The following is a 17,461-nucleotide window of genomic DNA, read 5'->3' on the forward strand; positions in this document are numbered from 1 at the left end:
TCTAGCCTCCGATCGCTGGCAACAGGTCGGCAAACAGCAGGATCAGCGCCAGCAGCAGCGCCCCGGACATCGCATCGAAACGATCCATCGTGCCGCCATGGCCCGGAATGATCGCCGAGCTGTCCTTGGCGCCGACCCGCCGCTTGAGCCAGCTTTCCGCGATATCGCCCAACTGGCCGCAAAAGGCCAGAAGCGGGCCGATCACGATCACGCTTGCACCGGCCGCGCCGCCGAGCCACAGCAGCACCGCCAGAACCAGCGCCCCGACCCAGCCCGCGATGGTGCCGCTCCAGGTCTTTTTCGGGCTGATCGAGGGCCAGAAACGCGCGCCCCCCAGCCTGCGGCCAACGAAATAGCCCAGAATGTCGGACAGAACGACGGTGCCCACGATCCAGAACAGGGTCGGCAGGCCCATGCTCTCGCGGATCATCACCAATGCGTAACCGGCGCCGAGAATCGCCAGCGTGAACAAGGCGAAGGCCGGGCGTTCGTGGCTATGCGTGCCCGCCCAGCCGGCGATCACCGGGACCAGCGCCAGAAGCAGCGGCCAGCCGCCTTGCAGGATCAGCATGGCCAGCATGATCAGCCCGGACAGGACAGCGATCAGGACGGGGTGGCGCGGGCGGTGGAATTCGGGATGGCGCCAGCCGGTCAGGCGCGCCAGTTCCCACATCAGCAATCCGGTCACCACCGCGACGCCGGCTCTGAGCCACAGTCCCGAGGACAGCAGAAGCGCCAGGCCGATGACCGCAATCACCGCGCCCGAGAGCACCCGCGCGCCAAGGTCGTTCCATCGTTCCCGCAGGGCATCGCGCCAGCGGCCGGGCTGTGGGTCGCGCCCGGTGGTCATGCGCCGCCGAATCGCCGTTCGCGCAGGCCGAAGCGGTCAAGGATTTCGGCCAGATGTTCGGGCGTGAAATCCGGCCACAGGGTCGGGGTGAATTCATATTCCGAATAGGCCGCCTGCCAGGGCAGGAAATTCGAGGTGCGCGTCTCGCCGCTGGTGCGAATCACCAGATCCGGGTCGGGATGACCGGCGGTGTCGAGACAGCTTTCCAGATCCGCCTCGGTCGGGTTTTCGATCTCGCCCCGCGCGATGCGTCCGGCCAGCCGCTCGGCGGCGCGGGTCAGTTCGTCCCGGCCGCCGTAATTGATCGCCACGGTCAGGTTCAGCCGGCTGTTGACGGCGGTGCGCGCCTCGATCCCGGCCATCAGGCGCTGCAGTTTCGCGTCCAGCCGCTCGCGCCCGCCGATGAAGCGCATGCGCACCCCCTCGGCCGAGAGCCCGTCGGCCTCGCGCTCGATATAGCGGGCAAAGATCTTCATCAGGCCCAGGACTTCCTCGGTCGAGCGCTTCCAGTTCTCGGTCGAGAAGGCATAGACGGTCAGCCAGTTCACGCCCAGATCGGGACAGGCGCGGACGATCTGCTTGACCCGCTCGGCGCCGCGACGGTGGCCGACAAGGCGGGGCCAGCCCTTGTTCTGCGCCCAGCGGCCATTGCCGTCCATGATGATGGCGACATGGCGCGGGCGCCCGTCCTGTCCGTTGGATTTCGTCAGGCTGGCTGCTGGTTCGGCCATGCGGATCAGACCTGCATGATTTCGGCTTGCTTGCTCTCAAGCGCCTGATCGACCGAAGCGATCATCTTGTCGGTCAGTTCCTGCACCGCGCCCTCCCAGAATTTCTGGTCATCCTCGGACATGCCGGCGGATTTGGCCTTCTTGACCTGATCCATGCCGTCGCGGCGCACGTTGCGAATCGCGACGCGGGCGCTTTCGGCATATTGCGCGGCGACCTTAGTCAGTTCGCGGCGGCGTTCCTCGTTCAGTTCCGGGATCGGCAGCATGATGATGGTGCCGTTCAGCTGCGGATTGATCCCCAGCCCCGATTCGCGGATCGCCTTTTCCGCCTTGCCGACCAGGCCCTTGTCCCAGATGTTGATGGTGACCATGCGCGGCTCGGGCACGTTCACCGTGCCGATCTGGTTGATCGGCGTGGGCGAGCCATAGGCGTCGACCATGATCGGCTCGACCATGCTGGCCGAGGCCCTCCCCGTGCGCAGCGAGGCGAATTCATGGCGCAGCGCCTCCATCGCGCCCTTCATGCGGCGCTCCAGGTCGTCGGTGTCGATCTCGATCTCGTCGGACATGCTCGGTCGCGGCCCCTTCTGTTGGTTTGTGCGCTTTTAGCCGAGCCACGCCGTCATGGCAAAGCCTATGCAGGGAATTTTAACCATGCACGCGCGTATAGGTTCCGCTGCCCGCCAGGATGCCCCGGAAACCGCCGGGCTCGTCCAGCGAAAACACGATGATCGGCAGGTCGTTGTCACGCGCCAGCGCGATGGCCGAGGCATCCATGACGCCAAGATGCTTTTGCAGCACCTCGTCATAGGTCACGTTCTCATAGCGCTTGGCATCGGGGAATTTCGCCGGGTCCTTGTCATAGACCCCGTCCACCTTGGTGCCCTTGAAGATCGCCTCGCAATTCATCTCGTTGGCGCGCAAGGTCGCGGCGGTATCTGTGGTGAAATAGGGGTTTCCGGTGCCGGCGGCAAAGATGCAGACGCGCTTTTTCTCAAGGTGGCGGACGGCGCGGCGGCGGATATAGGGCTCGGCCACCTCGTCCATGCGGATGGCGCTGATCACCCGGGTATGGATCCCCAAAGCCTCCAGCGCGGCCTGCATGCCAAGCGCATTCATCACCGTGGCCAGCATGCCCATGTAATCGGCGGTCGCGCGCTCCATCCCCTGGGCGCTGCCCTGCAAGCCGCGAAAGATATTGCCGCCGCCGATGACCATGCAGATCTCGACCCCCATCTCATGGACGGATTTGACCTCCTGCGCGATGCGGGCGACGGTGGGCGGGTGCAGGCCATAGCCCTGATCGCCCATCAATGCCTCGCCCGAGATCTTCAGCATGACGCGGGAACAGGTCCCGGCTTTTCTGGATGCGCTGTCGGACATGGGGACCCCTTTTTCGCCGCGGTTTCATTGCCGGGCAAAATGTCGCAAACAGCACCCATGTTCAACAGCCGGCCGCCAATAATCAGATGCCCCGACGCGATCCGATCCTGAACCAGATCGACAGCCAGCGCCATGTGGTGATCGCGGGGCCGACGGCCAGCGGCAAATCCGCGCTGGCGCTGGCCATCGCCGAGGCGCAGGGCGGCACCGTGGTCAATGCCGATGCGCTGCAGGTCTGGTCCTGCTGGCGCGTCCTGACCGCCCGCCCGCCCGCCACGGACGAGGCCCGCGCGCCACATGCGCTTTATGGCCATGTCCCGATCGGTCGCGACTATTCGGTCGGCGCATGGCTGGCCGAGGTCGCGGCGCTGCGCGGCCGTCTGATCGTGGTCGGCGGAACCGGGCTTTACCTGAACGCGCTGACCCGCGGGCTGGCGCAGATCCCGCCGACCCCGCCCGCCATTCGCGAACGTGCCGATGCCCTGCGCGCGACGCCCGAGGGCCTGGCCGAGATGATCGGCGCGCTTGATCCGCGGACCCGCGCCGGCATCGACCTGCAGAACCCGATCCGCGTCCAGCGCGCCTGGGAGGTACTGACCAGCACCGGGCGCGGCATTGCCTCATGGCAGGCCGAGACGCCGGCGCCGCTCATCTCCCGCGCCGACGCCCATCTGCTGGTCCTGTCATCGGAGCGCGACTGGCTGGTCGGGCGTATCGCGCGCCGCTTCCGGATGATGATGGATCAGGGGGCATTGGACGAGGTGCGGGCGATCCTGCCGGTATGGGACCCGGCCGCATTATGGGCCAAGGCCATCGGCGCGCCCGAGCTTGTGTCATATCTGCAGGGCGCCCGAACGCTTGACGAGGCCATCGACCAGGCCATTGTCGCGACCCGGCAATATGCCAAGGCGCAGCGCAGCTTTTTCCGCGGGCGGATGCGGGACTGGATGTGGATAAATCTGCCCGGATGAAGGGAAATTTACGGCAAACCGTGCCACGTTAACCTTTTTTCAACATGAAGCGGCGTAGACCTGTGGTGAAAACCTCGTCGCAGGTCGCAACCCGGCCTGTTCACACGGAAAGCTGCGCCCGATGAATGGCACCGTCCGCGCCCTGATAAATCCTGAAGGATCCGGAATGGACCGGAGCCGGCAGCGCCTTGTCGCCGCCGGCATCACGGCGGCCGCGATACAGGAACCGGGCGCCGCAGATCCCCGGATGAATCCGGCGCCGAGCTATGCCGACGACCTGCTGGCACTGGCGCGCGAACCGCGGCAACCATTGGCCCTGCATCTGGCCATTCCCCCCGGAAATCGCGCCGGAACGACGCCGCGCCCGCCCCCGTTTCCCCAGGGTGAGGGGGTGCGCCAGTTTCCCCTGCCCGGATTCCATCAGGGTGGGGCCTCGCGCGGCCGGAACAAGCCGCCCGGCCCCCGCGTCCGGGGCGATCATGTGCTGATCCTGCTTGGCCAGGGCGCGCTGACGATCGAATTTCCGCGCCACCGCCTGCCGCTGCCTGCCGGGCACGCCGCCTTCATTCCGGCGGGCACGGCCTTCGCCCTGCAAGCGGGCCACGACATCAAGGGGCGCGTCCTGCTGATCACGCCTGGCTTCGGCTGCGGCAGTCCGATGCCCCTGCCCCCGGGTTTTCGCAGCGGTGCAGTGGCGGCCGAAGACCTGCCGCCGATCGAGCCGGTCATTCTGACGCCCGGCACCGCGCAGGCGCGCCCGACGACCTGCGGCACCGACCTGACCCGCCAGGTGGCCCTGATTGCAAGGGTGCTGTCGCGGCTCGACGCCCCGCCCTGCCGAAGCGCCGACACCGCAACATGCACAGTCGATTCGCGCCTGCTGACCGAGCGTTTTCTGGAACTGGCGCAGGCAGAATTGGCCGAGCCTCAGACCATCGCGGATATGGCCCGCAAACTCGGTCATTCGCTGGCGCGGCTCGATCAGGCCTGTTGGCAGAGCCGTGGCCGCAGCGCGCTGCAACTGTTGTATGATCTTCGGCTAGCGCAGGCGGCCGAGGCATTGCGGCGCACCACCCGCCCGATAAACGAAATCGCGCTGGACCTCGGCTATTCCGGGCCGGGCCATTTCATCCGAAGCTTTTCGGCCGCGACGGGACGCTCGCCCCAGGCATATCGGGAGTTTACGCGCGACGGTCTGCAGGTTGCAGGGTCTGAAGCCGCGCAGCTTCAGCCCGAAACGGCGCCTCGTTGCACAGATCCATGACCATGGTCCGATCGACGGATCAATGCGTCCACGGCGCCCTGCGGTCAGGGGCGAAATTCTCGCCATAGCCACGCGGGCGGATATTCGTGGCGCGGGATTGCGGCTCGACGACCTCGAACTCCAGGCCCATTTCGCGGGCGTAATCCTCGGCCTGTTCGCGGGTTTGAAAACGCAGACGAATCTGGCTTTGGGTGTCGTCGCTGCTGGTCCAGCCCATCAGCGGGTCGATTTCGCGCGCATCCGACGCGGGAAAATCCAGAACCCATTCGCGGCTGCGTGCCGTGCCGGACTGCATGGCGTTTCGGGCTGGCTTGTAGATGCGCACAGGCATGGCGGGACCCCTTGCTTCGTTCTTGCCGGTCTTATCCCCGATGCGCGGCGCGGGATCAAGCTTTCCTGTCCTGCGGGGCTTGCATCGCGTGCTGAAAACGCCAGATTGGAACGGCGGAACAAAGGCGAAACCATGGGCCACAACAACACTGGCGCGCCCGTCGCGCGCTTTCCCGAAGTCACCCGCCCCAAGCTCGAGGGCGGCAGGCGCTTCGTGATGCAGTCCGAGTTCCAGCCCGCCGGCGACCAGCCCACGGCGATCGCCGAGCTTGCGCAGGGTGTGCGGGACGGCGAACGCGATCAGGTGCTCCTGGGCGCCACCGGCACCGGCAAGACCTACACCATGGCCAAGGTTATCGAGGAAACCCAGCGTCCCGCCATCGTCCTGGCACCGAACAAGACCCTTGCGGCGCAGTTATACGGCGAATTCAAGGGGTTCTTTCCTGAAAATGCCGTGGAATATTTCGTCAGCTATTACGATTACTACCAACCCGAGGCCTATGTTCCACGCTCGGACACCTATATCGAGAAAGAATCCCAGATCAACGAGGCGATCGACCGGATGCGCCATTCGGCCACGCGCGCGCTTCTGGAGCGTGACGATGTGATCATCGTGGCCTCGGTCAGCTGCATCTACGGCATCGGCTCGGTCGAGACCTATTCGGCCATGACCCAGGACATGATCGTGGGGGAGATCTACGAGCAGCGGCAGTTCCTGGCCGAGCTTGTGGCGCAGCAGTACCGGCGGCTGGATCAGGCCTTTCAGCGCGGCGGCTTCCGGGTGCGCGGCGATGTGATCGAAGTCTGGCCGGCCCACCTGGAAGATCGCGCCTGGCGCTTTGACTTTTTCGGAAACGAGCTTGAATCGATTACGGAATTCGACCCCCTGACCGGGCAGAAGACCGACAGCTTCAAGCAGATCCGCATCTATGCGAACAGCCATTACGTGACCCCAAGGCCAACAATGCAACAAGCAATCAAGGGGATACGCGCGGAACTTCAGAAACAGCTCCGGCTTTTCAACGATCAGGGCAAGCTGCTTGAGGCGCAACGGCTGGAACAGCGCACGAATTTCGACCTGGAAATGCTGGAGGCCACCGGCGTCTGCAACGGGATCGAGAATTACTCGCGCTATCTGACCGGCCGCGCGCCGGGCGAGCCGCCCCCCACGCTTTTCGAGTTCATACCGGATAATGCCATTGTTTTCGCGGATGAATCCCATGTCAGCGTGCCGCAGATCGGCGGCATGTATCGCGGCGACTTCCGACGCAAGTCGACGCTGGCAGAACATGGTTTCCGTCTGCCCAGTTGCATGGACAACCGGCCCCTGAAATTCGAGGAATGGGACGCGATGCGCCCGCAATCGGTCTTTGTCAGCGCCACGCCCAAGCAATGGGAACTGGATCAGACCGGCGGCGTCTTCACCGAGCAGATCATCCGCCCCACCGGCCTGCTGGATCCGCAGGTCGAGATCCGGCCGGTCGAGATGCAGGTAGACGACCTGCTGGACGAGGTGCGCCGGGTCACCGCCGCCGGTTATCGGACCCTGGTCACGACCCTGACCAAGCGCATGGCCGAGGATCTGACCGAATACCTGCACGAACAGGGAATCAAGGTCCGCTACATGCACAGCGACATCGACACGATCGAGCGGATCGAGATCCTGCGCGACTTGCGGCTGGGCGCCTTCGACGTCCTGATCGGCATCAACCTGCTGCGCGAGGGGCTGGATATTCCCGAATGCGGGCTTGTCGCGATTCTGGATGCCGACAAGGAGGGGTTCCTGCGCAGCGAGACCTCACTGATCCAGACCATCGGCCGGGCCGCGCGCAACGCGGATGGCCGCGTCATCATGTATGCCGACAAGATCACCGGCAGCATGGAGCGCGCCATGGCCGAAACCGAACGCCGCCGCGCCAAGCAGATGGCCTATAACGAACAGCACGGCATCACCCCCCGGACCGTGCGCAAGAATGTCGAGGATGTGCTGGCTGGCCTGTGGCAAGGCGACACCGACCAGTCGCGGATCACCGCCAGGGTCGACAAGCCGATGGTCGGCGCGAACCTTGCCGCGCATCTGGATGCGCTGCGCGCGCAGATGCGCAAGGCCGCCGAAAACCTGGAATTCGAGGAGGCCGCGCGCCTGCGTGACGAGGTCCGGCGCCTGGAAGCGGTCGAACTGGCGGTGGCCGACGATCCGCTGGCCCGGCAATCCGCGATCGAGGAGGCCGCCGAAGCGGCCGTCAACGCCTCGGGCCGCTCGACCGCCGGGCGGGCGGGACAGCGGGGCGGCAACAAACGCTCGAAACGCCGGCGCTGACAGGCCGCGGCCCCGGCCGCACCTGCCGAAACCGACAGGCAAAAAACGCTTTGTTTTTCTTGTATTTCGGGCAGAATTCGATTTCATCGCCCCGAAGTTAATTATGAGAGGTTACGATGTCTGTTCTTGCGATGGAAACCGATTCGCTTCAGCTGGATGCCGAGGTTGCAAAGGCTGCGGGCAAAGCCGCCTCCGAAGCCTATCGCAGCCAGAAACCCTATCCCTATGGCAGCTTTGACGATTTTCTTCCGCCGGAAGTCCTCGACCGGGTCCGCGAAGAGCTGAAAGCCCTGCCCGAGGCTGAAACCAGTTTTGACCGGCCGCAGGAAAAGCTGAAGACCAGCTATGTTCCCGAGCGCCTGCCGCTTTATACCAGAAACCTGTTTTATGTCCTGAATTCACGCCCCTTCGTCCAGTTCCTTGAAAACCTGACCGGGATCAAGGGATTGATTCCCGATCCCTATTTCGCCGGTGGCGGCGTCCATGTCGTGGCAAATGGTGGGCATCTGGATATTCATGCCGATTTCAACCACAATTCGATCCTGAATCTGGAACGGCGCCTGAATGTCCTGATCTATCTGAACAAGGACTGGAAAGAGGAATACGGCGGCTCTTTCGAAATCTGGAATAACGACATGACGGAAATCGTCAAAAGCTTTGTTCCCGAGTTCAATCGCATGGTCTGTTTCAATACCGGCTCGACCACCTGGCATGGCAACCCGACCCCGGTGAACCATCCGCAGGGCGAACCGCGCATGTCGCTGGCCCTGTATTATTACACCGCGACCTGGGATGGCACCAAAAGGTCGCATTCGACCCTGTTCAAGCCACGCCCGGGCACGGCGGATCAGGTCGACCGCGAATCCCGCCGGCATGAGCTGCTGCAGGACCTGGTACCGCCGATCGTTTTCCGCCGGATTCTGGGCCCGTTGCGGCGCCTGGGCTTCTGATTACGCCACGCCGATCCGCGTAACCGGCTGGTCGCGCGGATCGAAGCCGCAGGATCGCGAATCCGGCGGTAAGGCTGCGCGATGGCGATGGCTCAGCCCAGAAGCGCCAGAATCTCGTCGGTCAGGGTCTCGATCTCGGCCCGCGCGGTGGCATTGCGCGCGTTCTCCCCCGCGCCCAGCCCCTGGCCCAGCGATTCCGCATAGGCCACGCGATTGGCCAGTTGGCAGGCCGCCACCTCGGCGCCCAGTTCGGTGGCGCTTTGCGCGACCTCTCCGGTCAGGCGGGTATGGGCGCGGGTGCGGTTCAGCACGATCAGCGTGTCGCATTTCTCGCGCCGGGCCAGATCGAGCACCCCTTCGGTCGCCCACAGATCGACCTGGCTGGTCGCCACCGGCACCAGCACCAGATCGGCCACGCGCAGGGCCGGCCGCAAATCGCTGTCGATCTTGGGCGGCGTGTCGATGATCACGAAATCAAAGCGCTTTTTCAGCTTTTCCGATTCGTAGCTGGCCCCCCAGGCCGAGGAGGTGCCGAATTCCAGATCGTCATCCTCGCCCCGCCGTTCGAGACGTTCCAGGAACCAGCGCCCCAGGCTGCCCTGCGGATCGGTATCCAGAAGCGCCACGCTGTGGCCCCGGCCGCGCAGCGCGACCGCCAGATTCACCGCGACCGTCGTCTTGCCCGAACCGCCCTTTTGCTGCGCTACCGTGATGACACGTCCCGCCATGACCCCCTCCGTTCCGGTCTCTGCCAGTTTTTCGCAGGTTATGAGGTTCGCGCGCGCAATGCACGGCTTTTCGCGGCTGCGGCATGCGGGCGGGCCTCAGCCCTCCCAGCTCTCGATCACCTCATACATCACCGGCTCGAAATGGCGGCACATGCCGTTGATGACGCGGTTCCTGTCGCGCATTTCCGGGGTCCTCAGCATGGCCTGATAATCGCGCCGGTCGCGCCATTGCGAATAGGTGGCGATGCGGGTCTGGGCATCATTGAGATGAATCGCCCCCGAGATATAGCCGGGCTGCCGGCTGATGACCTGCGCATAGGCGTCGTTCAGCGCGTCCAGCACATCATGCGCCGATCCGGGCGTGACCTCGAAGGTGCAGATGACGGTCTGGCCGTCGAAATCCTTGGTGATGCGGGTCATGGCTGGGCCCTCCTTTCCGCCTTGCTTGCAGTTTTACCTTACGCGAGGCAGGGCCTTGTTGCAGCGGTTTTCGTGTCGCGTCATCCTGCCCGTCAGAAGATGGAAAGGATGCGCGATGATTCCGGTTTTCGACGGCCATAACGATTTTCTGCAACGCATGATCGAGGCGGGGCCGGCGCGCGACCGGCTTTGGCTGGATGGCGACGGCACCGGCTGTCTGGACCTGCCCCGCATCCGGGCGGGCGGATTCATCGGCGGCTTCTTCGCCATCTGGATTCCCTCGGCGCCCGATCCGGCGGCCGATACCCATGCGCTGATGAAGCAGAACCCGCCCTTTGCCCTGCCCCTGCCGCCCGAGGTGCCGCTGGCCGATGCCCTGCCCCACGCCTTGGCGCTGACCGGCCAGTTGATGGCGATGGAGCGCACGGGCACGCTGTCGATCTGCAAGAGCGCCGCCGAGATCCGCGCCGCCATGGCCGCCGACCGCATCGCCGCGATCCTGCATATCGAGGGGGCCGAGCCGATCGCCGATCTGGACGCGCTGCATCTGTGGCACGCGATGGGCCTGCGCTCGCTGGGGCCGGTCTGGTCGCGGCCGACGCGCTACGGCCATGGTGTGCCTTTTGCCTTTCCCTCGTCGCCCGATACCGGGCCGGGGCTGACCGATGCGGGCAAGGCGCTGGTGCGCGAATGCAATCGCCTGCGGATCATACTGGATCTGTCGCATCTGAACGAAAAGGGCTTTGACGATGTCGCGCGCCTGTCCGACGCGCCGCTGGTCGCCAGCCACAGTTGCGCCCATGCCGTCTCGCCCAGTTCGCGCAACCTGACCGACCGGCAGTTGCGGGCAATCGCCGATTCGGCCGGGCTGGTCGGGTTGAACTACGCCATCGGCTTCCTGCATCCGCAGGGCTCGCGCGCGCCAATGCACGGGTTCGAGATCATGCTGCGCCATCTGGATCATCTGCTTGGCATACTGGGCGAGGATGGCGTTGCCCTGGGCTCGGATTTCGACGGGGCCGAGATGCCTGCCGATCTGGCGGATGCATCGGCGCTGCAGGCATTGATACAGGCCATGCTGGATCACGGCTATGGCCGTGAGCTGACCGAAAAGATCGCCTTCCGAAACTGGCTCGGCGTGCTGGAACGCAGCTGGGGCGGATAGTGCATGGCCTGGGGCGGCGATCCGGAACGAAGAAACCGGGTAATGACTATCGGGATCGCCAACCCCATAGGCAAATATTTGCCACAACCGGCCCGCGAATTGAACCTGTCGGTTTGGATAGCTGACGTTTCGGACAGGTCCGGGGCGGTTCCGGGCCCCGGCCGCGCGCCCGGATAGCAAGGCAGCACGGCGCGCGGCGAAAGCACCTAAAAGCCCAGCAAAATCCACATACTCCGCAGGCGGGCAGAGACGAGGCAGCGTATCGGAGAGCGGAAAAATCGACGGAAACGGCGACCCAGAACATGCAACCCGGAACCAAGTATCTGGCCACCGCTTCCGTAAGCGAATATTTGCCACAACTTGCGCGACAGGAAAACCTGTCCATATCGCCAACTGTCCGTTTGGACAGGTTTACACGGCAGGAACCGCGCCGCGCTCAGCCTTCGGTCACCACCGGCTCGACATCCAGCGCATTGGCCAGGGCGCGGAAACGGGCCTCGGCCACCTCGCCCATCAGGGCCACGCCGATTCTGGTCAGACGCAGTTCCAGCGCCTTGCCGGGCTGGTATTTCAGCGCGCCGGCCTCGGCCGGATCCTTGACCGAGAACATGGCCCCGAAGCGCATGGCCTTGCCCAGCACCTCGGCGTCCTGGATCTCTTTGTCGCTCAGCAGGCTGAACAGCGGCGCCATCGGCGAGTTCGAGCGGTTGTTCTTGTAGCGATGCAGCAGCGCCAGGCCCAGAAAGACCCGCTCGGGATGGGACAGCGCCGCCATGTTGGCCCGCGTCACATTGTCGAAACAGGCATCGGCGCGGTAATCGGGATGGGTGCGCCAGGTGGTGTCGTGCATCAGGCAGGCCGCCCGGATCAGCCGTTCGCGCGCTGCCGAGGCGTCCTTGAACAGCGGTTCCAGAAACTGATACAGCCGCTTGCCAAAGCCCGGCATGCGCGCCATCTGCCGCTCGGAAAAGCGCGCGGCCTCGATCAGCGGATCGCGCGAGCGCAGCCCCAGCGGCATCTGTTCGTAAAGCAGCCCTTCGCGGATCCCATAAGAAGAAACCGCCAGGGATTTCGGCTTCAGCGTCTCGACCAACTGTCGCAGGACCTGGCTGGCCAGCGGCACCAGCTCCATCCGGCTTTGCGAAATGCCGGTGGCCGAGCGCATCTCGGAGATGGACTTGCCGGCGATCCATTCGACCGTATCAAGCGCCGCGGCGGGGGACATGCGATATTCGTGCAGGACCGTCATCGGGTAATCGCAGCGCAGCATGTCCAGCCGCGCGATTGCCCGCCAGGAGCCGCCGACCAGATAGATCTGGCCGTGATTGCGGTTCAGCCGGTCGGCCACATCGGCCATGATCTTGCGAATGTGTTCGCGGATGCCCGATTCGCCGCCCTTGACCTGCTGCAGGCGGAACGGACCCAGCGGCGTGGTGATGCATTTGCCGACCTTGCCGCCCCTGACCTCGGCCAGTTCCATCGAACTGCCGCCGATATCGCAGACCAGCCCCTTGGCATCGGGCCAGCCCAAAAGGACACCCTGCGCCGACAGGCGCGCTTCTTCCTCGCCGTCGATCACCCACAGCTTCAGGCCGGTTTCCCTTTCGACCGCCTTGCGAAAGGCGGGGCCGTCCTCGGCCTCGCGCACGGCGGCGGTGGCGACGCAGGTCAGCGGCTTGATGCCCATGCCCTCGGCCAGCGCGGCAAAGCGCCGCAAGGCCGCCATCCCGCGTTCGACGCCTTCGGGATTCAGCCGCCCCGAGGTGGCCAGCCCCTGCCCCAGCCCGGCCATGACCTTTTCGTTGTAGAAATAGGCGGGGGAACGCGCGGCGCCGTCGAACACCACCATGCGGATCGAGTTCGAGCCGACATCGACCACGCCGACACGGCTCAGCGCACGTTCCGAGGGGCGCTCGAACAACGAGCGTCCAAAGGGTTCGATGGTTTCACCGCCTGCGGTCATGATACCGTTCATCAGGTCCTCTCGGTTCCGTTGCCCAGCCGGGGTGGCGTTTGGATGGTGCAATTCGCCGTTGAGGTCAATCCGCCGAGTGGGTCAGTGCCGGTACGTCGCGCGCACCCGCGCTGCCCCGTCCCGAGAGTGACGGGTTTTCCATGAAAAACTTGTGACAGGAGAAAAGATCGTCGCGCCCGGCGGGCAGATAGCGCAGATAACGCCCGTCGGGCTGCAACAGCCAGCTTTGCGCCTCGTCTGCCAGATTGGCGGCCATGATCTGGCTGGTGATCTGCGCCTTGACGGTCTCGTTCTGGCATTCGATCAGCGTTTCGACCCGGCGATTGAGGTTGCGCCCCATCCAGTCGGCCGAACTGATGAAGACCCGCGATTTCTTCGAGGGCAGGCCGAATCCATTGCCGAAACAGACGATGCGCGAATGTTCCAGGAACCGCCCGACGATGGATTTCACGCGAATGTTCTCCGACAGGCCGGAAATTCCCGGCCGCAGCCCGCAGATGCCGCGAATCGACAGGCTGATGCGCACGCCGGCCTGGCTGGCGGCATAAAGCGCCTCGATCACGTCGCGTTCGATCAGGCTGTTCATCTTGGCCCAGATCGCGGCCGGGCGGCCGCGGCGGGCGAATTCCGCCTCGCGCGCGATCAGTTCCAGCAGCCGCTCCTTCATCCCGATGGGCGATATCGCGATGTTCTCCAGCCCCTCGGGCTGCACATAGCCCGACAGGAAGTTGAACACTTTCGAGGCATCGCGCCCCAGTGCCGGATCGCAGGTGAACAGCGACAGATCGGTATAGATGCGCGCCGTGATCGGGTGGTAGTTGCCGGTCCCGAAATGGGTATAGGTGACCAGCCGGTCGCCTTCGCGCCGGACGACCGCGCTGATCTTGGCATGGGTCTTGTACTGCACGAAGCCATAGACGACATGCGCGCCGGCGCGTTCCAGCCGCCGTGACTGGCGGATATTCGCGGCCTCGTCGAAACGGGCCTTCAGCTCGACCAGGGCGGTGACCGACTTGCCCGATTCGGCGGCCTCGCACAGCGCCTCGACGATGGGGCTGTCGCGCGAGGTGCGATAGAGCGTCTGCTTGATCGCCAGCACATCCGGGTCGCGGGCCGCCTGTTGCAGGAAACGCACCACCATGTCGAAGGTCTCGTAGGGGTGGTGCAGCAGCATGTCCTTTTGCCGGATGGCCGCGAACATGTCGCCGTCATGGTCCTGCACGCGTTCCGGTACGCGCGGGGTAAAGCCCGGCCATTGCAGGTCGCGGCGGCTGTCCAGAACCAGCTCGCTCAGATCGGCCATGCCCAGCAGGCCCTCGATCTCGACCACCTCCTCGGCGCTGACCATCAGCTCGTGCATGATCATGCGGCGCAGCCGTTCCGGCGCGCCCGAGGTGATCTTGAGCCGGATGACCGAGCCGCGGCGGCGGCGTTTCAGCGCCGTCTCGAATTCGCGGACCAGATCCTCGGCCTCTTCCTCGACCTCGATATCGCTGTCGCGCAGAACCCGGAACGCGCAATGGCCGATGTCGCGATAGCCCGGAAACAGGCTGCGCAGATGCATCATCAGCAGGTCTTCCAGCCGCAGGAAGCGCTTGCCGCCGGGCAAGGGGATGAAGCGCGCAATCTGCTGCGGAATCGGCAGCAGCGCCTGCATCTGCCGCCCGTCGCGTTCCCGCGCCAGTTCCAGCGCCAGCGAGAAGCCGGTATTGGGGATGAAGGGAAAGGGATGCGCCGGGTCGATGGCCAGCGGCGACAGCACCGGCAGCACCTGCTCAAGGAAATGGCGCTGCAGGAATTCCTCTTCCGCGCGGGTGATGCGCGTCCGCGACAGGATCGCGATATCGGCCTGTTCCAGTTCCCGCCGCAGGCCGTTCCAGACCGTCTGCTGCGCGCTCATCAGCCGGCGGGCATCGGCATTGACCAGCGCCAGCTGCTCGGCCGGGGTCAGCCCGTCATCGGAAAGATTCGTGTTCCCCTCGCGCATCAGCTCGCGCAGGCCCGCCACGCGGACGGTATAGAACTCGTCCAGATTCGCGGCCGAGATCGACAGGAAGCGCAGCCGCTCAAGCAGCGGCACGCGGGGATTTCGCGCCTCGTCGAGAACCCGCCAGTTGAAGGCCAGCCAGCTTATCTCGCGGTTGAAGAAGCGGGCCGGGCCTTCGATCGCGCCGGGCTCCAGCAGGCGCGGCAGGGGGAACTGGGTCTTGAGATAATCGGCTTGGGTCATTTTTGCGGAATCCGAAGGGGCGTGTCGATCATGGGTCAGGGGCGGCCAGCTTGTCCAGAAGCTCGGCCGCCAGACGCCGCGAGATGGCGCGCCGGTCGGCCAGCGATTCGCGGTCCATTGCCGCGACGAGCCGCCGCGCCAGATCGAGATCGCGATCCATGCGCAGCGCCAGCCAGTCGATCACCTCGGGGGCGACCTGGATCTGGCGGTCGGCGAACAGCTTGACCAGCACCGCCGGCAACAGCGCGTCATCGGGCGGCACCAGCAGCGCCTGCACCGCCGTATCCAGCCGCGAGCGCAGATCGGCCAGCCCGATGCCCCAGTCGCGCGGCACGGATCGCGCGGTGATCAGCAGCAGGCATTGCCGCGCGCCGGCAAGGTTCCACAGATGGAAAAGCCCCTGCTCGGCCTGCGCATTGCCGCCGATCTCATGGCCGTCCTCGATCACCAGCGCGCCGTCCGCGGGCACCAGCGCATCCGCGCCTTGCGGCGTCAGGCTCCATGCCTGGACGATCTGCGCGCCGCGCTCATCCGCCCAGAACCCGGCCAGATGCGACTTGCCGGCCCCGGCGCCGCCGACCAGCAGCAGCCGGCCCTGCGGCCAGCCCTGGGGCGCGTCCAGCATCGCCAGCGCGTCGCGATTGGCGCGGGTGACCAGAAAGTCGTCGCGCGACGAGGCCGGGGGCATCGTCAGGTCCAGTGTCAGTTGTCGCGCCACGGATCAGGCGGTCCCGCGATCCGGATCGGTGCCCGCGGCGGCCAGCAATTCGCCCGGCGAGGGCGGCCCCTCGGCATCCTCGATATTGCCGGCGCGCTGCGCCTCCTGCCGGGCCTCGAGCAGATCGGCCAGCCGCTCGTCGCGATGCAGCCGCGCCAGCGCCGCCTCATGCGAGATCTCGGCCCGCCGGCGCTCCTGCATGGCGGTGCCGCGCGGCACCAGCTCGACACGGGTCGGCGGCGCCGGCTCGGCCGGAATCTCGCGCCCGGTATAGATCGAGCTGTCCTTGTAGCGGCCGACGGCATAGCGCACCAGCACGCCGATCGCCGCCGACATCGGCACCGCGACCAGCAGCCCGACAAAGCCGAAGATCGAGCCGAACACAGTCAGCGCCAGCATCAGCCAGACCGGATGCAGCCCGATCGACGAGCCGACGATCTTGGGTTGCAGGTAATTCCCCTCGACCACCTGACCGATGGCAAAGATGGCGATCACCGCGCCGATCCAGACCGGATCGCCCCAGAAGCTGAACAAGGCGACTCCGATCGCGGTCGCGCCGCCGATCACCACGCCGACATAGGGGATAAAGGACAATGACGCCGCAAGCACGCCGATCGCCACGCCGAATGGCAGGCCCACGAGCCCCAGCCCGATGGAATAGAACGTGCCCAGGATCAGGATGACCAGGCCCTGCCCGCGCACGAAACCCGACAGCGCATTGTCGACCTCATGCGCCAGGGCGCGGATCGTCGGGGCATGTTCGCGCGGCAGCAGATCGTCGAGCCGCGCCACCATATTGTCCCAGTCCAGCAGCAGGTAGAAGGCGACCACCGGCACGATGACGACCAGCGCCAGCATGCTGAACACGCTCATCACCGAGCCCAGCACCGTGCTGATCAGTTCGCCGCCCCGCGTGCTGAGGTTCTTGGCCGCGTCGGTCAGCGCGGAATTGACCGCGCTGCCCTCGGTAAAGACCTCGGGAAAGCGGGTGCGCAGGAAACGCATGAGCTGTTCGGCCATCTGCGGCGCGGTCTCGATCAGCGCCGAGGTCTGGCGCACGAGGACCGGCACCAGCACCAGAAATGCCAGCACCACGACCAGCACCGCCACCACCGTGATGACCACCACCGACAGCGTGCGCGACAGGCCCAGCCCTTCGAGCCGGTCGGCGACGGGGTCCATGAGATAGGCCACGGCCGCGCCCAGGATGAAGGGCATGACGGCATTGCCCACCAGCCACAGCGCCAGCATCAGCGCGATCAGCGCCGCGCCCCAGTACCAGAGCTGCTTTTGTGTCGTCAGCCGCATGGCCGGCTCTCCCTGTCCGCGTTCGGCGTCTATTTGGCTGCTTGCCGCGCCACTTGCAAGGAAGCCGTTGCCCCTATGGCCACTCTGCGCTAACCCGTGCCGGTCGAGAACAAGGATT

At 65.3% G+C, this 17,461-nt stretch carries 17 protein-coding genes; 5 read left to right on the plus strand and 12 right to left on the minus strand.

Going from position 1 to position 17,461, the window contains the following annotated elements:
- Position 1 precedes the first annotated feature (1 nt).
- From IT41_RS03240 to pyrH, 4 genes are all read right to left on the minus strand, one after another.
- Positions 2–850 (minus strand): phosphatidate cytidylyltransferase, encoded by an 849-nt coding sequence (locus IT41_RS03240; protein WP_052081248.1) that lies wholly within the window; start codon positions 848–850, stop codon positions 2–4.
- Complete coding sequence (gene uppS, locus IT41_RS03245) at positions 847–1,581, minus strand: polyprenyl diphosphate synthase (protein ID WP_036738743.1); 735 nt, start codon at positions 1,579–1,581, stop codon at positions 847–849. The genes IT41_RS03240 and uppS overlap by 4 nt, the downstream gene beginning before the upstream one ends.
- Before the next feature lie 5 nt (positions 1,582–1,586).
- Positions 1,587–2,150, minus strand: coding sequence for a ribosome recycling factor (frr, locus tag IT41_RS03250; RefSeq protein ID WP_036738744.1), 564 nt, complete (start codon positions 2,148–2,150; stop codon positions 1,587–1,589).
- A gap of 79 nt (positions 2,151–2,229) precedes the next feature.
- Complete coding sequence (gene pyrH, locus IT41_RS03255) at positions 2,230–2,964, minus strand: UMP kinase (protein WP_036738745.1); 735 nt, start codon at positions 2,962–2,964, stop codon at positions 2,230–2,232.
- Between the two features lie 86 nt (positions 2,965–3,050).
- Between pyrH and miaA the strand changes: the two genes are divergently transcribed.
- Positions 3,051–3,935, plus strand: a complete 885-nt coding sequence (gene miaA / locus IT41_RS03260; protein WP_036738842.1) for a tRNA (adenosine(37)-N6)-dimethylallyltransferase MiaA — start codon at positions 3,051–3,053, stop codon at positions 3,933–3,935.
- 100 nt (positions 3,936–4,035) lie between these two features.
- On the opposite strand, the gene IT41_RS21455 is transcribed toward miaA, so the two are convergent.
- Positions 4,036–4,416 (minus strand): hypothetical protein, encoded by a 381-nt coding sequence (locus IT41_RS21455; RefSeq protein ID WP_231564681.1) that lies wholly within the window; start codon positions 4,414–4,416, stop codon positions 4,036–4,038.
- On the opposite strand from IT41_RS21455, the gene IT41_RS03265 reads away from it, so the two are divergent.
- Positions 4,417–5,199, plus strand: coding sequence for a helix-turn-helix transcriptional regulator (locus IT41_RS03265; protein ID WP_231564682.1), 783 nt, complete (start codon positions 4,417–4,419; stop codon positions 5,197–5,199). It abuts the gene before it with no gap.
- A 19-nt stretch (positions 5,200–5,218) separates the two neighbouring features.
- Here the strand turns inward: IT41_RS03265 and IT41_RS03270 are convergent, their stop codons facing one another.
- Positions 5,219–5,530 (minus strand): ETC complex I subunit, encoded by a 312-nt coding sequence (locus tag IT41_RS03270; RefSeq protein ID WP_036738746.1) that lies wholly within the window; start codon positions 5,528–5,530, stop codon positions 5,219–5,221.
- A gap of 132 nt (positions 5,531–5,662) precedes the next feature.
- Here IT41_RS03270 and uvrB point away from each other — a divergent pair, with 132 nt between their 5' ends.
- Together uvrB and IT41_RS03280 are read left to right on the plus strand one after the other, a co-directional pair.
- Positions 5,663–7,849 carry an excinuclease ABC subunit UvrB gene (gene uvrB / locus IT41_RS03275; RefSeq protein ID WP_036738844.1) on the plus strand — a complete coding sequence of 729 codons (2,187 nt, stop codon included), beginning with the start codon at positions 5,663–5,665 and terminating at the stop codon, positions 7,847–7,849.
- 116 nt (positions 7,850–7,965) lie between these two features.
- Positions 7,966–8,799 (plus strand): 2OG-Fe(II) oxygenase, encoded by an 834-nt coding sequence (locus IT41_RS03280; RefSeq protein WP_036738747.1) that lies wholly within the window; start codon positions 7,966–7,968, stop codon positions 8,797–8,799.
- A 92-nt stretch (positions 8,800–8,891) separates the two neighbouring features.
- On the opposite strand, the gene parA is transcribed toward IT41_RS03280, so the two are convergent.
- A complete protein-coding gene (parA, locus tag IT41_RS03285) occupies positions 8,892–9,527 on the minus strand; it encodes a ParA family partition ATPase (RefSeq protein ID WP_036738748.1) in 636 nt (211 codons plus the stop codon).
- Positions 9,528–9,623: 96 nt separating this feature from the next.
- Positions 9,624–9,947 (minus strand): antibiotic biosynthesis monooxygenase family protein, encoded by a 324-nt coding sequence (locus IT41_RS03290; RefSeq protein WP_036738749.1) that lies wholly within the window; start codon positions 9,945–9,947, stop codon positions 9,624–9,626.
- A gap of 115 nt (positions 9,948–10,062) precedes the next feature.
- Between IT41_RS03290 and IT41_RS03295 the strand changes: the two genes are divergently transcribed.
- Positions 10,063–11,112 carry a dipeptidase gene (locus IT41_RS03295; protein WP_036738750.1) on the plus strand — a complete coding sequence of 350 codons (1,050 nt, stop codon included), beginning with the start codon at positions 10,063–10,065 and terminating at the stop codon, positions 11,110–11,112.
- Between the two features lie 436 nt (positions 11,113–11,548).
- Here IT41_RS03295 and IT41_RS03300 read toward each other — a convergent pair whose 3' ends face one another.
- The 4 genes from IT41_RS03300 to IT41_RS03315 all read right to left on the minus strand — a co-directional run bounded on the left by IT41_RS03300 (position 11,549) and on the right by IT41_RS03315 (position 17,343).
- Positions 11,549–13,087, minus strand: coding sequence for a Ppx/GppA family phosphatase (locus IT41_RS03300; RefSeq protein ID WP_036738751.1), 1,539 nt, complete (start codon positions 13,085–13,087; stop codon positions 11,549–11,551).
- 64 nt (positions 13,088–13,151) lie between these two features.
- Positions 13,152–15,317: an RNA degradosome polyphosphate kinase gene (locus IT41_RS03305; RefSeq protein WP_036738752.1), complete on the minus strand. Its 2,166-nt coding sequence runs from the start codon at positions 15,315–15,317 to the stop codon at positions 13,152–13,154.
- A 28-nt stretch (positions 15,318–15,345) separates the two neighbouring features.
- The gene (locus IT41_RS03310; protein WP_081967446.1) at positions 15,346–16,035 is read right to left on the minus strand and encodes a P-loop NTPase family protein; all 690 of its coding nucleotides are present in this window, start codon (positions 16,033–16,035) and stop codon (positions 15,346–15,348) included.
- A gap of 3 nt (positions 16,036–16,038) precedes the next feature.
- Entirely contained in the window at positions 16,039–17,343 is a 1,305-nt protein-coding gene (locus IT41_RS03315) for an AI-2E family transporter (RefSeq protein WP_036738754.1), read from the minus strand.
- Between the last annotated feature and the right edge of the window lie 118 nt (positions 17,344–17,461).

Source organism: Paracoccus halophilus, assembly GCF_000763905.1.
Taxonomy (GTDB): domain Bacteria; phylum Pseudomonadota; class Alphaproteobacteria; order Rhodobacterales; family Rhodobacteraceae; genus Paracoccus; species Paracoccus halophilus.

Excerpts from the sequence above, each read along its gene's own strand:
- miaA (WP_036738842.1), top strand. The coding sequence starts at position 3,051 with ATGCCCCGACGCGATCCGATCCTGAACCAGATCGACAGCCAGCGCCAT.
- IT41_RS03280 (WP_036738747.1), top strand. The coding sequence starts at position 7,966 with ATGTCTGTTCTTGCGATGGAAACCGATTCGCTTCAGCTGGATGCCGAG.
- IT41_RS03270 (WP_036738746.1), bottom strand. The coding sequence starts at position 5,530 with ATGCCTGTGCGCATCTACAAGCCAGCCCGAAACGCCATGCAGTCCGGC.
- frr (WP_036738744.1), bottom strand. The coding sequence starts at position 2,150 with ATGTCCGACGAGATCGAGATCGACACCGACGACCTGGAGCGCCGCATG.
- parA (WP_036738748.1), bottom strand. The coding sequence starts at position 9,527 with ATGGCGGGACGTGTCATCACGGTAGCGCAGCAAAAGGGCGGTTCGGGC.
- IT41_RS03295 (WP_036738750.1), top strand. The coding sequence starts at position 10,063 with ATGATTCCGGTTTTCGACGGCCATAACGATTTTCTGCAACGCATGATC.
- pyrH (WP_036738745.1), bottom strand. The coding sequence starts at position 2,964 with ATGTCCGACAGCGCATCCAGAAAAGCCGGGACCTGTTCCCGCGTCATG.
- IT41_RS03290 (WP_036738749.1), bottom strand. The coding sequence starts at position 9,947 with ATGACCCGCATCACCAAGGATTTCGACGGCCAGACCGTCATCTGCACC.
- uppS (WP_036738743.1), bottom strand. The coding sequence starts at position 1,581 with ATGGCCGAACCAGCAGCCAGCCTGACGAAATCCAACGGACAGGACGGG.
- IT41_RS03300 (WP_036738751.1), bottom strand. The coding sequence starts at position 13,087 with ATGAACGGTATCATGACCGCAGGCGGTGAAACCATCGAACCCTTTGGA.
- uvrB (WP_036738844.1), top strand. The coding sequence starts at position 5,663 with ATGGGCCACAACAACACTGGCGCGCCCGTCGCGCGCTTTCCCGAAGTC.
- IT41_RS03240 (WP_052081248.1), bottom strand. The coding sequence starts at position 850 with ATGACCACCGGGCGCGACCCACAGCCCGGCCGCTGGCGCGATGCCCTG.
- IT41_RS21455 (WP_231564681.1), bottom strand. The coding sequence starts at position 4,416 with ATGATCGCCCCGGACGCGGGGGCCGGGCGGCTTGTTCCGGCCGCGCGA.
- IT41_RS03305 (WP_036738752.1), bottom strand. The coding sequence starts at position 15,317 with ATGACCCAAGCCGATTATCTCAAGACCCAGTTCCCCCTGCCGCGCCTG.
- IT41_RS03315 (WP_036738754.1), bottom strand. The coding sequence starts at position 17,343 with ATGCGGCTGACGACACAAAAGCAGCTCTGGTACTGGGGCGCGGCGCTG.